Source organism: Streptomyces sp. YGL11-2 (assembly GCF_050054615.1).
In the GTDB taxonomy this organism is placed as follows: Bacteria; Actinomycetota; Actinomycetes; order Streptomycetales; family Streptomycetaceae; genus Streptomyces.
In genome coordinates this window covers 183,266-195,301 of the sequence record NZ_JBNHIN010000012.1, presented here as the reverse complement: position 1 = coordinate 195,301, position 12,036 = coordinate 183,266, and the positions used below count along the sequence as shown (strand labels likewise).

Annotated in this window: 9 protein-coding genes; 5 read left to right on the top strand and 4 right to left on the bottom strand. The window is 73.0% G+C overall.

Annotation, left to right across the window (positions count from 1 at the left end):
• Window positions 1-56 precede the first annotated feature (56 nt).
• Together greA and ACO1BR_RS16725 are read right to left on the bottom strand one after the other, a co-directional pair.
• Window positions 57-554 carry a transcription elongation factor GreA gene (greA, locus tag ACO1BR_RS16730; protein WP_426795854.1) on the bottom strand — a complete coding sequence of 166 codons (498 nt, stop codon included), beginning with the start codon at window positions 552-554 and terminating at the stop codon, window positions 57-59.
• Window positions 555-804: 250 nt separating this feature from the next.
• Entirely contained in the window at window positions 805-1,221 is a 417-nt protein-coding gene (locus ACO1BR_RS16725; protein ID WP_426795853.1) for a DUF4307 domain-containing protein, read from the bottom strand.
• Between the two features lie 129 nt (window positions 1,222-1,350).
• Between ACO1BR_RS16725 and mca the strand changes: the two genes are divergently transcribed.
• Both mca and ACO1BR_RS16715 read left to right on the top strand, forming a co-directional pair.
• Window positions 1,351-2,223: a mycothiol conjugate amidase Mca gene (gene mca / locus ACO1BR_RS16720; protein ID WP_426795852.1), complete on the top strand. Its 873-nt coding sequence runs from the start codon at window positions 1,351-1,353 to the stop codon at window positions 2,221-2,223.
• A gap of 4 nt (window positions 2,224-2,227) precedes the next feature.
• A complete protein-coding gene (locus ACO1BR_RS16715; RefSeq protein ID WP_159508320.1) occupies window positions 2,228-2,476 on the top strand; it encodes a hypothetical protein in 249 nt (82 codons plus the stop codon).
• A gap of 172 nt (window positions 2,477-2,648) precedes the next feature.
• Here ACO1BR_RS16715 and ACO1BR_RS16710 read toward each other — a convergent pair whose 3' ends face one another.
• Complete coding sequence (locus ACO1BR_RS16710) at window positions 2,649-5,927, bottom strand: tetratricopeptide repeat protein (protein ID WP_426795851.1); 3,279 nt, start codon at window positions 5,925-5,927, stop codon at window positions 2,649-2,651.
• 249 nt (window positions 5,928-6,176) lie between these two features.
• Between ACO1BR_RS16710 and ACO1BR_RS16705 the strand changes: the two genes are divergently transcribed.
• The 3 genes from ACO1BR_RS16705 (at window position 6,177) to ACO1BR_RS16695 (ending at window position 10,815) form a co-directional block, all read left to right on the top strand.
• A complete protein-coding gene (locus ACO1BR_RS16705; protein ID WP_426795850.1) occupies window positions 6,177-8,255 on the top strand; it encodes a thioredoxin domain-containing protein in 2,079 nt (692 codons plus the stop codon).
• Between the two features lie 119 nt (window positions 8,256-8,374).
• Window positions 8,375-9,376: a zinc-binding dehydrogenase gene (locus ACO1BR_RS16700; protein ID WP_426795849.1), complete on the top strand. Its 1,002-nt coding sequence runs from the start codon at window positions 8,375-8,377 to the stop codon at window positions 9,374-9,376.
• A 92-nt stretch (window positions 9,377-9,468) separates the two neighbouring features.
• Complete coding sequence (locus ACO1BR_RS16695; RefSeq protein ID WP_426795848.1) at window positions 9,469-10,815, top strand: amidase; 1,347 nt, start codon at window positions 9,469-9,471, stop codon at window positions 10,813-10,815.
• Window positions 10,816-11,020: 205 nt separating this feature from the next.
• Here ACO1BR_RS16695 and ACO1BR_RS16690 read toward each other — a convergent pair whose 3' ends face one another.
• The gene (locus ACO1BR_RS16690) at window positions 11,021-11,647 is read right to left on the bottom strand and encodes a TetR/AcrR family transcriptional regulator (RefSeq protein ID WP_426795847.1); all 627 of its coding nucleotides are present in this window, start codon (window positions 11,645-11,647) and stop codon (window positions 11,021-11,023) included.
• Window positions 11,648-12,036 lie beyond the last annotated feature (389 nt).

Below are 12,036 nucleotides of genomic sequence, written 5' to 3'. Positions count from 1 at the left end.
CGGAGCCTGTCGCTCCGGGCCGCTTCCCTGGCGTCGTCTTCGATCTATCCGGTGGCTCAGCCGGTGTACGGCTTGGCGTCGAGGATCTTCACGCTCGCCTTCTTGCCGTTGGGGAGCTCGTACTCCGCGTCGGCGCCGACCTTCTTGCCGTTCACGCCGGACCCCAGCGGCGACTGCGGGGAGTAGGTCTCGATGTCCGCGCTCGCGTACTCCCGCGAGGCCAGCAGGAACCGCAGGGTGTCGTCCGGGTCTCCGTCGAACGCGATGGTGACGACCATGCCGGGAGCGACCACGCCGTTCGCCGCCGGGGCCTCGCCGACCTTCGCGCTCTCCAGCAGCTGCTTGAGCTGGCGTACGCGGAGCTCCTGCTTGCCCTGCTCTTCCTTGGCCGCGTGGTACCCGGCGTTCTCCTTCAGGTCACCTTCCTCGCGGGCCGCCTGGATCTTCTCGGTGATCTCGGCGCGTGCGGGACCAGACAGGTACTCCAGCTCCTTCTTGAGCTGGTCATACGCCTCCTGGGTCAGCCAGGTGACGTTCTCGCTGGTCTGGGTCACAGGTGCTCCTCGTCGGTACTGGGGATAAATCAAACGCCCTACCAGGAAGGTTTGCGCCTTCACAGGTGGGCGAAACCACGAGCCTAACAATTCCGGCACAAAAGGGGGAAGAGGAAATTCACAGTGGCGGCACAGAAACGCATCACCGCTGATCAGAGGCGGTCATCGGACGGCCCGCGGGTCGTCCGTCCGTGTCGGCCGCCACCGGGCGCCCTCCGCGGCAGCCGCTCCGGCCGCCCGGCCGGGCCGGTCAGCCGTTGCCGGACGACGCCGCCGTGCAGCCGACCAGGATCGCGTTGGTGGCCCGCTTCGTGGTCCGCAGCGTGACCTCGGTGTCGACCTGCCCGGAGCGCTGGTCGATGGTGACGTCCCTGCGCCCGACCTCGGAGCCGTCCGCGGCCTGCGAGCGGAGCGTGCAGACGCCCTTGTCGTCCTTGCCCTTGACGACTTCCAGGTGCACCTTGACCGCCTGGTCGGAGACCGCGTCCCAGGTGATGATGCGCCCGCTGAGCTCCTGCCCGGAGATGTACGAGACGCCCGACCAGCCGATCACGCCGAGCAGCGCGACGCCCAGCACCGAGCCGATGATCTTGAGCTTGCGGTCCGCGTGCTCATCCGCGGAGCGGCCGTAGCGTCCCTCGGGAAGCCCTTCGCGCACCGCGGTCATGATCCATCCTCCTGCTACGGGGACCGGGAAACAGAACCCCCGGGGGTCCCCGCCCCAGGGAATACAGCGCCCCCCTGCTTCGGTCACTATAGGAGGCATCTTCTCCGGCGCTTCACTGAGGATCGAGTCTTGACTGAGCAGCTGCGTTTGATGGCGGTCCACGCCCACCCCGACGACGAGTCGAGCAAGGGTGCGGCCACCATGGCCAAGTACGTGTCCGAGGGGGTGGACGTGCTGGTCGTCACCTGCACAGGGGGCGAGCGAGGGTCCATTCTCAACCCGAAACTCCAGGGCGATCCGTACATCGAGGAGCACATCCACGAGGTACGCAAGAAGGAAATGGACGAGGCCCGGGAGATCCTCGGTGTCAAGCAGGAGTGGCTGGGCTTCGTCGACTCCGGGCTGCCCGAGGGCGACCCGCTGCCGCCGCTGCCCGAGGGCTGCTTCGCGCTTGAGGACGTCGAGGCCGCGGCCGGGCGCCTGGTCAGGCTGATCCGGGAGTTCAAGCCGCAGGTCATCACGACCTACGACGAGAACGGCGGCTACCCGCACCCGGACCACATCATGACCCACAAGATCACGATGGTGGCCTTCGAGGCGGCCGGCGACCCGGAGAAGTACCCGGAGGCCGGCGAGCCCTGGCAGCCGCAGAAGCTCTACTACAACCAGGGCTTCAACAAGCCGCGCACCATCGCGCTCCACGAGGCGCTGCTGGCCCGCGGCATGGACTCGCCGTACGGGGAGTGGCTGGAGCGCTGGAAGCAGTTCGAGCAGCGCGAGCGCACCCTGACCACCTACATCCCGTGCGCCGACTTCTTCGAGATCCGCGACAAGGCGCTGATCGCGCACGCCACCCAGATCGACCCCGACGGCGGGTGGTTCCGAGTCCCGATGGACATCCAGCGCGAGGTCTGGCCGACGGAGGAATACGAGCTCGCGAAGTCGCTCGTGGACACTTCCCTCCCCGAGGACGACCTCTTCGCGGGCATCCGCAACAATTGAGGCCATGATGAGCGCGACCAGCACCCTCGCCCTGACGCACTTCGTCACCCTTGCCGACAGCTTCGACAAGGACAAGGTGACCCCCGGCGTCCTCGGCTTCATCGTCTTCGCGATCATGGGCGGTGTCACCTGGCTCCTGCTGAAGTCCATGAACAAGCAGATGCGCAAGGTGAACTTCGAGGAGGCGCCGGAGGACGGCGAAGCGGGCACCACCCCGGCCGCCGCGGCGGCCTCCGATCCGAAGACCACCTGACGCCCAAAGACCCCGAAAGCCCCGGCGGCCCGCGGGGGCGATGACCGGGTGGCGGCCTGGGGCCGGCCGTCTGGCAGCGGCCGGCCGGCGCGCCCGGCGGCTCGCTGACCCGAGCGGTCAGCGAGCCGTATCGCGACGCCGTGCGACGCTAGCGCGCCGTGCGCCGACGACGTCAGTCCACGGCGGCCGACGGCGCGACCGGCACCCCCATGATCTCCCGGGCGTGGCGGTTCGGCACCATGCCGAGCCGCCAGGCCTGCCATCCCGTCTCCGGCTCCACACCGCGCTCCAGCAGCAGCGCGAAGGTCTGCGCGCAGTCCTCCAGCTTGGAGTCCCGGCCGTCGTGCGACTCCCGGATCAGCTGGGCCAGCTCCTCCTGCGCCACCGCGACACCCACCACCGAACCGCCCGGTGAGGCGAACGGCAGCAGGGTGCACCGCAGGAAGCGCGCCCAGTCCTCGCCGCGTTTGTCGCCGTACCCGGCGAAGATCTGCGCGGCCTCGTCCGCCAGCTCCAGCGCCTGGGCCGCGCGGCCGTTGCCGGCGTCGATGATCACCAACTCCAGCAGGGACCACCCCTCGCCGTGCGCCACCCCGATCCGCTGGAAGTCCTTGCGGGCGTCCTGGAGCAGCTGCCGGGCGAAGCCGCTGTTGCGCAGCGAGCCGGTCTGCTCGGCCCGCATGTCCCGGGTGACCCGGCCCGCATGGTGCCGGGCGCAGGCGAGGCCGTACGCGTCCTGCATCCGGCTGAACATGTTCCGCGAGCGCTCCAGCTGCCGCAGCGCCGCGTCGTGCTCACCGCGCTCCTCCAGGGCCTGGCCGAGGTAGTACATCGTCCACGCCTCACCGCGCGCGTCCTCGTGCTGGTGGTGCAGCGGCATCGCCTGGCGCAGCTGGTCCACCGCGGGGCCGGGGTCGCCGTCCACCAGGCGGGCCCGCGCCAGCTGGGTCATCGCCCAGGCCGTGCCCCGGTCGTCGTGGGTACGGCCGTAGAGCTCCATCGCCGACTGGAGCGCGGCCTCGGCGCGGGGGACGTCGCCCATCCGGAGATACACCTGGCCGCGCTGGAAGTGCGCCCACGCCTGGCCGTGGATGCTCTCGCTCTCCTCATGGAGCTCCAGCGACTCCCGCAGCATGGCGAGCGCCTCGGAGATCCGCGCCCGGTCCCGCTCCACCGCGGCCAGGGCGTGCAGCGTCCACGCCCGGTCGCCGTGCATGTCGGGGCCGGCCTGGAGGTCCAGCGCCTCGCGCAGCTTGGCCGCGGCCTCGGTGAGGTTGCCCTGGTGCTGGAGCGTGATGCCCAGGTCGCGCAGCGCACGGGCGGCGCCCACCGGGTGCTGTGCCTCGAAGTAGAGGTCGACCACCGACGACAGGGTCGTCCGGGCCCGGTCCAGCTCGCCCAGCTGCCGGGCGGCGACACCCGTGCGCCACTGCACCGAGCGCACCAGCAGCCCCTGGCCGACCGCCCGGGTCAACTCGCTCAGCTCGCCCAGGCGGTAGAGGTCGCCGCGCAGCAGGCAGTAGTCGCACAGCGCGCCCAGCAGATGCGAGACCGTCGCCTGGTCGACGTCCTGATCGGCGTGCCGCAGCGCGGCCGTGATGAAGCTGGTCTCGTCGTCCAGCCACTGCAGGGCCGCGTCCAGGGACGTGAAGCCGTGCGAACCGAAGCGGTCGGCGCGGGTCGACGTGTTGCCGTCCACCAGCCGGATCACCGAGTCGGCCAGCTCCGCGTAGCCGCGGATCAGCCGCTCCTGGGCCGCGCTGCGCTCGGCCGGCTCCTCCTCGGCCATCAGCCGGGCGTGCGCGAAGCCGTGTACCAGCGCGTGCAGGCGGTAGCGCTCACCGCGGACGTGCTCGATCAGCCCGGCCCCGACCAGCGCCGCCAGCCGCTGCTCCGCCTCCGCGTTCGCCACGCCCAGCAGCGCCGCGGCGGCGGCCACGCCCAGGCTCGCTCGGCCCACCAGGGCCAGCCGGCGCAGCAACTGCCGGGCCTGCGGCGCCTGGTCCGCATAGCGCAGCGACAGGGCCCGCTCCACCGGCCCCCCGTCGTGGGCGGCCAGGTCCGTGGCCAGCGAGGCGGGTGAGCGCGTCTCCAGTGAGGAGCCCGCCACCCGCAGCGCCAGCGGCAGGCCCGCACACAGCTCGGAGATCCGGTCGATCGCCTGCGAGTCGTACGGGGCCGTCTCGCCCGGCGGCTCGTCCCCGGGGGCGGCCGACCGCAGCAGCTCCTCGGTGCCCGCCGCGTCCAGCGCGCCCACCGGCAGCTGGTGCACCCACGCCTCCAGGTCCGCCGGCAGCTCCAGCGGCTCCCGGGAGGTGACCAGCACCAGGCTGTCGGAGCGGTCCGGCACCAGGGCGCGCACCTGCTCGGCGTCCGAGGTGTCGTCCAGCAGCACCGTCACCGGCAGGCCGGTCAGATGCTGGTGGTAGATCTCGGTGAGCCGTTTGACGTGCTGTTCCTGGGACGGGCGCTCGCGGAACAGCAGTTGCTCGCGCGGGGCGCCCAGGCGGTTGAGCAGATGCATCAGGGCGTCCCGGGTCGGCAGCGGCACCTCGCCAGGGGTGTCACCGCGCAGATCCACCACGCACGCGCCACGGAACTGATCGCGCAGCTGATGCGCGGCCCGCACCGCGAGCGCCGTCCGCCCGGAGCCCGGCTCGCCGTGCAGCACCACCACGATCGGTTTGGTCTCGGTGCTCGCGCGGCCCGCGTGCACCCACTGCGCGATCTGCGTCAGCTCGGCGCGCCGCCCGGCGAACAGGCCGTCCGGGCGCGGGAGTTGCGCGAACGACTGCTCCAGTACGGACCGCTGGCGGGCCGCCGCGCTGCGGTCCGCGCCGCGCAGCTGAGGCCCCCGGGCGGTCTTCGAGGTGGCGGGCTTGGACTTCGAACCGCTGCCCCTCGCCGCCGCCGTCAGCATCCGCTGCTGGTCGAGGAACGGTCGGATCCCGCGCACCTCCAGGGCCGTCAGCCACTGGAGCCGCAGCTGCTCCGGGCCGCCCGGCTGGCCGCGCAGACCCGCCTGATGGTGGGCCGCCGGGAAGTGGCCGGCGGTCAGCTTCAGGACCGTCGCCACCGCGCCGGCCACCAGGACGGCCGAGCCGGCGGCGAGCGCCGGGCCGCTCCCCGTGCCGTACAGCAGGTCTGTTCCGAACGCTGCCACCGCCGCCACCAGCGTCGTCACCGTCGGGGTGCTCAGCTGCTTGCGCGACAGCCGCCCGGAGAGCGGCTGCTGACCGGCGGCCGCCTCGTCCAGCGCGCGGACGTACGCGGCGTACTCCTCGGCCGCGGAGGCCGCCAGATCGTCCAGCGCCGCGCGCGCCCGGCTGAGCAGCGCGGCCCCGTCGAGCCGGCCGCCCGAGCGGCGCACCTCCTCCTCAACGGCCCGCGCCAGCAGGTCTTCCGCTTCCTTCCGGTGGCTGTCACGCAGCACGGCCAGTGAGCCCGGCATGCCCGTCCCCCTCCAGCAGTCTCCAGTGTTTCCGGCAGTTCCAGCAGTTCCAGCAGCTTTTCCGGCGGTTCCAGCATGCGCCGGCGGTCACCCGGCACCCCGGGGAGGCGTCGTTGCGTCCCCGCGGTCCGCGCCGGCAGTGATCACCGGCGTATGCACAGTCTTCCGTCTCCGCGCCGATTCCGGCAGGGCTGTGGATAACTCCCTCCGCTCCCGGCACCCGCAGCCTCGTTGGGAGAGGATGGCCCCATGCCGAACCGCCTGGCTCATGAGACTTCCCCATATCTGCTCCAGCACGCCGACAACCCGGTCGACTGGTGGCCATGGTCCGCCGAAGCGTTCGAGGAGGCGCGGCGGCGCGGTGTGCCGGTGCTGCTGAGCGTCGGCTACAGCTCCTGCCACTGGTGCCACGTCATGGCCCACGAAAGCTTCGAGGACCCGTCAACCGCCGCGCTGCTCAATGAGCACTTCGTGTCCGTCAAGGTCGACCGCGAGGAGCGCCCGGACGTCGACGCCGTGTACATGGAAGCCGTACAGGCCGCCACCGGCCAGGGCGGCTGGCCGATGACCGTCTTCCTGACCCCGGACGCCGAGCCGTTCTACTTCGGCACGTACTTCCCGCCGAGCCCCCGTCACGGCATGCCGTCCTTCGGGCAGGTCCTGGAGGGCGTCCGCAGCGCCTGGGCCGACCGCCGCGACGAGGTCGGCGAGGTCGCCGGCCGGATCGCCGCCGATCTGGCGGGCCGCTCGCTCTCCGAGTCGCTGCCCGCCGCGGACCGCCGCCCGCCGGGCCCCGAGGAGCTGCACGCCGCCCTGATGGGCCTGACCCGCGAATTCGACGCGGTGCACGGGGGATTCGGCGGCGCGCCGAAGTTCCCGCCGTCCATGGCGCTGGAGTTCCTGCTCCGCCACCACGCCCGGACGGGCTCCGCCGGGGCGCTGGAAATGGTGCAGGCCACCTGCGCGGCGATGGCCCGCGGCGGGATCTACGACCAGCTCGGCGGCGGGTTCGCGCGCTATGCGGTGGACCGGGAGTGGGTCGTTCCGCACTTCGAGAAGATGCTCTACGACAACGCCCTGCTGTGCCGGACCTACGCCCATCTGTGGCGAGCCACCGCCGGCGGCGGAGCCGCTGGTGGACTCAGCGACCTGGCCCGCCGGGTCGCCCTGGAGACCGCCGACTTCATGGTCCGCGAACTCCGCACCGACCAGGGCGGCTTCGCCTCGGCGCTGGACGCGGACAGCGACGACGGCACGGGCAGCGGCCGGCACGCCGAGGGCGCGTACTACGTATGGACGCCCGAGCAGCTGCGCTCCGTACTGGGCGAGAAGGACGCGGAGTTCGCCGCCACCTACTTCGGCGTGACGGACGAGGGCACCTTCGAGGCCGGCGCCTCTGTTCTCCAGCTCCCGGATGCCGGCGGCCCGGTAGACGCCGAGCGGGTGGCCTCCGTCAAGGAGCGGCTGCTCGCGGCGCGCGCGGAGCGACCGCGCCCCGGACGGGACGACAAGGTCGTCGCCTCCTGGAACGGGCTCGCCGTCGCCGCACTCGCCGAGGCCGGCGCCTACTTCGACCGGCCCGACCTGATCCAGGCCGCCACCGACGCCGCCGACCTGCTCGTCCGCGTCCACATGGACTGGCAGGCGCGGCTGCACCGCACCTCCCGGGACGGCACCGCCGGCGCCAACTCCGGTGTCCTGGACGACTACGCGAACGTCGCCGAGGGCTTCCTCACCCTGGCCTCGGTCACCGGCGAGGGTGTCTGGGTGGACTTCGCGGGCTTCCTCCTGGACACCGTCATCGTCCAGTTCACCGGCGAGGACGGCGCGCTCTACGACACCGCCGCGGACGCCGAGACGCTGATCCGGCGCCCCCAGGACCCGACCGACAACGCCACCCCCTCCGGGTGGACCGCGGCGGCCGGCGCCCTGCTCTCCTACGGGGCGCTGACCGGCAGCGCCCTCCACCGGGACGCCGCGGAGCGCGCCCTGGGGATCGTCACCGCCCTGGGCGGCCGGGCGCCGCGCTTCATCGGCTGGGGGCTCGCCGTCGCCGAGGCCGCGCTGGACGGGCCGCGCGAGGTCGCGGTGGTCGGCCCGCGGGACGATCCGGCCACCCGTGGGCTGCACCGTGCCGCGCTGCTCGGTACCGCACCCGGGACGGTCGTCGCGCTGGGCGCCCCCGGGGCGGACGACGCCGCGGAAGTGCCGCTGCTGATGGCGCGCCCCCTGGTCGACGGCAAACCGGCCGCCTACGTATGCCGCAACTTCACCTGTGAGCGGCCGACCACGGACCCGGAGGAGCTGGCGGAGCGGCTGCGGGGGTGAGGCGTCGGGGCCGCCGGACCCACCGGAGCCGTACGGCGATTCCCGCGGCCCCCGCCACAAGTCCTAGGACCAGCGACCGGATTGACCTTGACGTGCGCGTCAGGTTCTAGCCTCGGGGCATGACGAACACGCACCGCGAAGTCCGCCTGGCCGCCCGCCCCACGGGGCCGGTCACCGACGACCTCTTCGAGATCGCGGAGGTACCGGTTCCGGATCCGGGTCAGGGCCAGGTCCTGGTACGCAACACCTTGATGGGCGTCGCCGCCGTGATGCGCACCCTGATGGACGAGGTCACCTCCGTTCCCATGCCGTCCTTCGTGGTCGGCGAGGCGCTCAACGGCCCGGCCGTCGGCGAGGTGGTGGCCGCCCCGGGCACCGACCTCAAGCCCGGCGACCTGGTGGCGCACCGCCTCGGCTGGCGCGAACACAGTCTGGTGGACGCCGCGCAGGTCCAGCGGCTCGACCCCGATCTGCTGCCCGACCCGGCCGGTTACCTCTCGCAGGGGCCCACCGCCCTGATGGGCATCGATCGCGGCGCCGAAGTACGCCCCGGGGACACGGTGTTCGTCACCGGGGCCGCCGGCGGCGTCGGTTCCCTGGCCGGGCAGATCGCCAAACTGCGCGGCGCCGCACGGGTCATCGGCAGTACGGGTTCGCGGCAGAAGGCCGACCGCCTGATCAAGGAACTCGGCTATGACGCGGTGGTGATCCGCGGTGCCGGCCCCATCGAGGAGCAGCTCCGCGCAGCCGCCCCGGAGGGCATCGACGCGCTCTTCGACAACGTGGGCGGCGAGCAGCTGGCCGCCGCGCTGGCCGTCGCCAACAGGGGCGCCCGGCTGGCCATCGTGGGCGCGCTGGCCACCCAGCTCTCCGACGGGCGCCGGACCACCACCGAGATCGACACCCTGTCGCTGCTGTCCCGGAGCATCACGATGCGCGGGGTCGCCCTTTACGACCACCTGGACCTCATCCCGGAGTGGAACCGGATGCTCGGCCAGGGCCTGCGCGACGGCACCCTCACCTTCCCGCACGCCCGGCTGCACGGCATCGAGGAGGCCCCGCGGGCGCTGCGCGAGCTGACGGAGGGGCGCCATCTGGGCGCCGTACTGGTGGAGTTGTGAGAGTACGGCGCCAGGGGGAGCGGTCGCGGACGGGAACGCCCGCGGGCGTCGATCGTCCGGGGGATCGCCGTTCCCGGCGGTAGCCTGCACGGGTGACGACCTTGCTGGGGTACCGCTCACTTGTCCGGGAGGCCGCGGCGCTGCGGTCCGGCGCGTCCGACCCCGTCGACGCGGTGCACCGCTCGTGCGACCGGATCGACGCCGTCGATCCGTACGTCCGGGCCTTCGTCCCGGAGGACGGGCGGCGCGCGCGGCTCCTGGAGGCGGCGCGGGAGCTGGCGGCGGACGGCCCGTCGGACCCCGCCGCGCGGCCCGCCCTCTACGGCGTACCGGTCGGGGTCAAGGACATCGTGCACGTCGACGGCCTGCCCACCCGGGCGGGTTCGGCGTTGCCGCCCGAGGAGCTGGGCGGCGCTCAGGCCGCCGTCGTGGAGAGGCTGCGCGCCGCCGGGGCGCTGATCGCGGGCAAGACGGTGACCGCGGAGTTCGCGGTCACCGCCCCCGGGCCGACCCGCAATCCGCACAACCCGGCGCACACGCCCGGCGGTTCGAGCAGTGGATCGGCCGCCGCGGTCGCCGCCGGGTTGGTGCCGCTGGCCATCGGGACACAGACCGTCGGCTCGATGATCCGCCCCGCCGCGTACTGCGGAGTGGTCGGCTTCAAGCCGTCCTACGGGCGGATCCCGGTCGGCGGGGTGATCCCGAACGCCGTCAGCTTCGACACCCTCGGGTGCTACGCGGCGGACGTGGCGGGGATCGCGCTGGCCGGCGCGGTGCTCTGCGACGGATGGGAACCGGACGCGGACGGGCCGCGGCGGCGCCCGGTGCTGGGCGTGCCGGCCGGCCCCTATCTGGAGCGGGCCGGCGCCGAGGCCCTGCGCGCCTTCGAGGAGCAGCGGGCGACCCTCGCCGCGGCCGGGTACGAGGTGCGCGAGGTGCCCGTGCTGGACGACTTCGAGCAGGTCGTCGAGCAGCTCTTCACGATGAACCGCTACGAGGTCGCGCGGGCGCACGCCCGGTGGTTCGGGCGGTACGCCGACCGCTACCGGGAGCAGACCGCGGCGGCCATCCGCCGGGGTCACACGATCGGGGACGCCGACTACGAGGCGGCCCGGGTGCGGCGCGCCGCCTTCCGCGAGCGGCTCGCGGACGACGCGGCGACCGCCGGGATCGACCTGTGGATCGCCCCGTCGGCCACCGGCCCGGCGCCCGCCGACCTCACCACCACCGGGTCGTCGATCATGTGCCTGCCCTGGAGCAACGCCGGGCTGCCGGCCGTCGGCCTGCCCGCCGGCCGCGCCGCCAACGGGCTGCCGCTGGGGCTCCAACTGGTGGGCGCGTTCGGCGCGGACGAGGAGTTGCTGTACGGGGCGGCCGGTGTCGAGCGCGCCCTCGACGGGGCGGCGCGGGCCCATGCGGACCCGGCGGATCGGCCCTAGCGGGACGCTACGGGGCGAAGGGGGAGGGCGGATGCGTATCGGGGACGCGGCGGCAGCCGCCGGGCTGACGCCGCGGGGGACGGCCATATCGCGCGGTTGTCGCGGCTGCGGGCCCGGCTGGCGGCGCGGCTGGGCGAGCCGGACGAGCCGGTGGCGCACTCCCCGGGGGGCGCTGTCGCCGTTGCGGGGGACGACGGGCGCGCGGTCACAGAGTGAGGCCGCGCGCCAGCACGTCCAGCGTCCGGTGGATCAGCTCCTCCAGGGTCGGGGACGGACCCTCCGCCACCCAGCGCAGCATCGCCTCCTGGAGGGCCGCCAGGATGGCCGCGCTGATGACCCGTACCTCCAGGTCGTCGGCCGGGCGGCCGGTGCGCTCGGCCAGGGCGGCGCCGATGATCTCGGCCTCCCGGGCGTGGTTCTCCGCCGTCCGGCCGCGGATGGCGGGCACGTCGCGGATCAGCCGGGCGCGCTGGGCGAGTTCGGTCCGGTCCGCCGCGGTGATCCGGTGCAGCGCCTCGACGGCGACGTGCCGCACCGACTCGACCATCGGCTCGCCGGCGGGGCGGGCGCGGATCCCCGCCTCCAGTACGGCGTCGTAGTCGTCGGTGAGCACGATGTCTTCCTTGGTGGGGAAGTAGCGGAAGACCGTGCTGGGCGAGACGTCGGCGGCGGCGGCGATCCGGTCGACGGGGGTCGCGTCGTACCCCTGCTGCTCGAAGAGCCGGAAGGCGGCCCGGCGGATCGCCTGCCGGGTCTGGATCTTCTTCCGCTCCCGCAGTCCGGCCTGTGGTGTCCCGGGCGGTGCTGAGGCGGTTGTGCGTGCGAAGACCATGCGGATCATTGTCGGGCATCGGGTCGCGTCGGGACCATGGGCGTGCCGCGTGTCATGCCCGTGCCACGCCCGTGCCACGCCCTTTTCCGGCTCCGGCGATTTCGCGCCCTGCTTCCCGCTCTCTCGCGACCGGTATGTGCGGACGTTGGCGCATTGGTGAATCCCCGACTGTCAGTGGCGTGTGTCACCCTGCGAGGTGGGCATGATTACTGTCAGTGACATTCGGAGGAGGGGTCGAGATGCGACCGGCTGTTCATGGGTATGCCGCGCTCGTCGCCGCGCTGTGTGTCGGTGGCTTCCTGGTCGGCGGAGGTGCGCTGGTCTCCGCCCTGATCGTGACCGGACTGGCGCTCCTGACATGGCAGGTGGCCGCGGCCTCGCGGCCGCGG

Excerpts from the sequence above, each read along its gene's own strand:
- ACO1BR_RS16725 (WP_426795853.1), bottom strand. The coding sequence starts at position 1,221 with ATGACCGCGGTGCGCGAAGGGCTTCCCGAGGGACGCTACGGCCGCTCC.
- ACO1BR_RS16715 (WP_159508320.1), top strand. The coding sequence starts at position 2,228 with ATGATGAGCGCGACCAGCACCCTCGCCCTGACGCACTTCGTCACCCTT.
- ACO1BR_RS16710 (WP_426795851.1), bottom strand. The coding sequence starts at position 5,927 with ATGCCGGGCTCACTGGCCGTGCTGCGTGACAGCCACCGGAAGGAAGCG.
- ACO1BR_RS16705 (WP_426795850.1), top strand. The coding sequence starts at position 6,177 with ATGCCGAACCGCCTGGCTCATGAGACTTCCCCATATCTGCTCCAGCAC.
- ACO1BR_RS16700 (WP_426795849.1), top strand. The coding sequence starts at position 8,375 with ATGACGAACACGCACCGCGAAGTCCGCCTGGCCGCCCGCCCCACGGGG.
- ACO1BR_RS16690 (WP_426795847.1), bottom strand. The coding sequence starts at position 11,647 with ATGGTCTTCGCACGCACAACCGCCTCAGCACCGCCCGGGACACCACAG.